Genomic DNA, 4,102 nt, shown 5'->3' with positions numbered 1-4,102 from the left:
GTTATATCCAGTTCAAACATTTGCTCATTATACAGGTGAAAATAAAGAAGAAATAAGAAAACAATTTAAACGAGTTCATGATTGTTTTTGTTTTGAAAAGAATTTTAACTAACAATTTATAAGGGTTAAAGGATATATCTGTTTTAAATAAATATGACTGTTGCATGATGTGCCATAATAAATAGACAAGATATACTCAAAAAATATATAACGAATTAACAAAAAACTGTAGATACATTCATTACTTGTTTATCGATGTTGTGAACGGTAATACTAAATAACATTGAACTTTTATAACAAGGGATGATAATATGATATTCATTTACACAGATTTCGGTGGAACACATTCAACTGCACTCGCTGCAGCTTATCATTTAAATAAATTACCAACAGATCGTAAACTTACAAAAGAAGAAATATTAAATGTAGATTACTTTAATAAATTGAAAACCGAAGATATGGGAAAAATTATTTTTCATGGAATAGATGAAAATAGTAATCCGGTTTATACGATTGGATGTGGCGCATCAAAAGTCGTTGTACCTGCGATGAAACATTTAGGAGAAATCCTGCAAAAACATCATCAAAGTCATGAAAAGATTATTTTTTCTAATACATCACCAACAGTGCCTTTACCAATGACTTTTGGCGGTCTGTTTTCTAGAAGATTTCATATTGACTTTATCGGTGTACCATTACTTGTATGGGGTGCAAAACTTAGCTGCGATAACGTACAAAGACTTGTTAGTTATACGAAAGAAGCCGGGCGATTAACAAATGATTATGTTGTGATTTTAGATAATGAAACTTTTAAATAATGTAAGATAAAAAGAAAATCGAGCAAATTTCTTGATTTTCTTTTTTATTTGTGAAAAAGACAAGAAATATTCACATTTATCATCTATCTACTATAGCCAAAACAATAAAGTCCTGTTACTATTACAGGGATATTCTCTTTTCATAACATAAATATATAGAAAAATTAGAAAAGAGGAATTGAATTAAGGGAGGAACAACATGAAGCGTGTTGCTTGGATTACTGATAGTACAACTGCGAGTTTTACAACAGAAGGAGATAACTTTGTTATCCCAATTGAAGTTATTATTGATGGTGTGTCGTACAAAGATTGTGAAGAAGGTGTGCGTGAGCGCGTTTATAATGCTTTAAACGAAGGTAAAACTGTCACTACATCACAGCCTAACATAGGGGAAATGGTAGAATTATTTTCGAAATGCAAAGAAGAATATGAAGAGGGATTTGCAGTTGCTATTAGCGGAAAAGTAAGTGGAACCTATCAAAACATGAAGTTAGCTGCAGAAATGGCAGGTTTCCCATTAACGGTATTAGACAGTGAAACAACAAGTTATCCAATGGATGAACTAATTAGAAAAGCGAAATCGTTATACAATGATGGTATGACTTTACAAGATATACACAAAACATTAGTAGATGAAAAAAGAAGACCTTTCCACGTATTCCCGAAAAGTTTAAAAGGCCTTTACGCAAGTGGACGTGTAAAGGGAGTTCAATTTTTACTTGGAAGTTTATTAAGTGTCAACTTAATATTAGAAGTAAAAGGTGGAGAACTTTTACTTGAAAAGAAAGTTCGTAAAATCCAAAAATGTCGAGAATACATTAAAAATGAACTTGAAAAAGAATTACCAAAAGTACTTCACATGTTCCATGCTAACGATAAAGATGGAGCTGAAGAATGGATTGCAGATATTAGACAAGCATTCCCTGAAATGGATTTCAAATTATATCCATTACCAATTTCATTTGCGGTACATGCAGGTGAAGGTACAATAGCAATTAGTTATTAATAAGAAAACCCGTGAATAATTCGCGGGTTTTTTTATTTGAAAATGTGGACACACCACGTCTACATTAAGCAAAAGAATTCATTTTATCGTTTCGAGGACTAACCGATCACTCGAATTGAGGTGGAATTACATGCCTAAAATTGACAATATGCTAGCAATTCTATGGATGCTTCATTCAGGTAAAAAAATTACTGCAAAGCAAATTTCAGAAAAGTTAGAGATAAATATAAGGACTGTATATCGTTATATTGATACAATTTCAACTAGTGGCGTACCTATAATTTCAGAACCAGGACATAACGGTGGATACACTTTATTGAACAATTTTATAGAGGCTCCTCTTTTTTTGATTTCGAGGAGCAAACTTCACTATATCACGCTGCTGTTTTTGCAGAAGAAGCCGGATATTATGGAGGTGAAGCATTAAATAGGGCCATTTCAAAACTAAGTAAATACTCAAATCAAGAGCAAGAAACAAAGATAAACCAACATTTAACTAGTCTTGAAGTAATAAGTCGATTAAGTTCACTCTCTATAGAAACTTTTTTGAAGGAGTTGGAGCAGGCCGTAGCTGACGGGTACTCAGTAAAAATTCTTTACTATAAAAGTGGAGAAAAGCAATTAAATTATAGATTGGTCGATCCATACAGAATTATCTATTGGAATAATAAGTGATATGTGATTGGATTTTGTCATCTTAGGAATGATATCCGTAGTTTTAGAGTAGATCGAATTGAAAGTCTAATGCTAACCGAAAATAAGTTTAACCAGCCAGAAAATTTTTCAGCAAGTGACTTTTTTATAAAAAGTCTTCTTCCAACTATAGAAGATAAGGAAAGTATTATTTCTTTGGTTATTAATGGGGATAAAAGTGTATTGGCTGATATTTGCCAACATTGGTTTTTAGGACATTATTTACAAGAACGGACTTCAAATCAAGCAGTTTTTCTTCTGGACAAAGATATGATACATAAATATGTACCTTATTTACTTTTACCGTACAATAAATCTATCAAAGTTATTGAGCCAATAAGTCTTAAGAATAGAATTATTGAAGTTCTATCTGAATTAATAAAATTTCACCAAGTATGATAACTTCCCTGACGTTAACTGTCAGGGAAGTTATATTATAATAGCTACATAAATTGAGATTGGAGTGTTATTGGATGCAAACAAAAAAAGCTTTTCTATATGTATTTAATACAATGTCAGACTGGGAATATGGATATTTAATTGCTGAACTAAACTCAGGAAGATATTTCAAAAAAGATTTAGCACCTTTAAAAGTAATTACAGTAGGAGCTAATAAAGAAATGATAACTACTATGGGAGGACTGAGCATAAAACCAGATATTTCCCTTGATGAATGTATTCTTGAGAGTAAAGATCTTTTAATTTTACCAGGAGGGACTACTTGGGTTGAAGAAATTCATCAACCTATCTTGGAAAAAATTGACCAAGCTTTAAAGCGTGGCACTATTGTTGCTGCAATTTGTGGTGCAACTGATGCCCTCGCGAATATGGGATACTTGGATACTAGAAAGCATACAAGTAATAACTTAGAATATACTAAAATGGTATGTCCTAACTATAAAGGAGAAAAGTTCTATGAGTTGGGACCTGCGGTATCTGATGCGAATTTAGTTACTGCATCAGGAATAGCTCCTTTGGAATTTGCAATGGAGGTACTGAAAAAAATAGATGTATTTACACTAGATGCATTACATTCATGGTATAACCTAAATAAGACTCATAAACCTGAATACTTCTTCCAGTTAATGAATTCAATAAATAAATGAAATAACTAAAAAGCTCAATTTCTCTATTTTGATTTGCAGAGAAGTTGGGCTTTTTAATTTGGAATTCCCTTATCGTTGTAAATCGGTATTTTCCTGATGCTACCCCATACCGATCAAGCTAAGGTTTTGAAGTACCCCCAAACCGAAAAAATAAGTTGTTTTCGGGCAAAAATACACGGGGTTTTCATCTTGGGGATGTAATTTCTTAAATTGATAGGCATGGGGCGGTACCCTTTGTAGCGTTCTTTCTCGTAATTCACCATGTTTTCCAAAGAAAATAGCGAAATGCAAGCCGATGAACAGATTTACAAAATGACGAGAAAAGTGACAAAACTGTAAGAATGCACGAATGTTTGTAAGAAAGTTCGATGTTTTCCTTTTCCTTTTTTATTATAGTGAGAAAGAAGAAGGAGGGATTTGAAAATGTCTTTTTCTCAATTCAATATTGGTATTTTTCGAACAATTAATGATTTAGGTAA

The 4,102-nt window shown here is 32.3% G+C and carries 3 protein-coding genes and 2 pseudogenes; all 5 read left to right on the top strand.

Features of this window, described 5'->3' with window-relative positions:
* Nucleotides 1-112, top strand: a pseudogene (locus tag KI369_RS27635) (GNAT family N-acetyltransferase); the annotation flags it as partial.
* A gap of 199 nt (nt 113-311) precedes the next feature.
* A complete protein-coding gene (locus KI369_RS27630; RefSeq protein WP_212958808.1) occupies nt 312-818 on the top strand; it encodes a DUF3189 family protein in 507 nt (168 codons plus the stop codon).
* 199 nt (nt 819-1,017) lie between these two features.
* Entirely contained in the window at nt 1,018-1,824 is an 807-nt protein-coding gene (locus KI369_RS27625) for a DegV family protein (protein ID WP_000831945.1), read from the top strand.
* 130 nt (nt 1,825-1,954) lie between these two features.
* Nucleotides 1,955-2,916 (top strand): annotated as a pseudogene (locus KI369_RS27620) (helix-turn-helix transcriptional regulator).
* Nucleotides 2,917-2,990: 74 nt separating this feature from the next.
* A complete protein-coding gene (locus tag KI369_RS27615; protein WP_212958806.1) occupies nt 2,991-3,623 on the top strand; it encodes a type 1 glutamine amidotransferase family protein in 633 nt (210 codons plus the stop codon).
* Nucleotides 3,624-4,102: the final 479 nt, after the last annotated feature.

It is taken from the genome of Bacillus sanguinis, assembly GCF_018332475.1.
GTDB lineage: Bacteria > Bacillota > Bacilli > Bacillales > Bacillaceae_G > Bacillus_A > Bacillus_A sanguinis.
The sequence above is the reverse complement of the archived record's forward strand: the minus strand, read 5'-3'. Positions and strand labels throughout refer to the sequence as shown.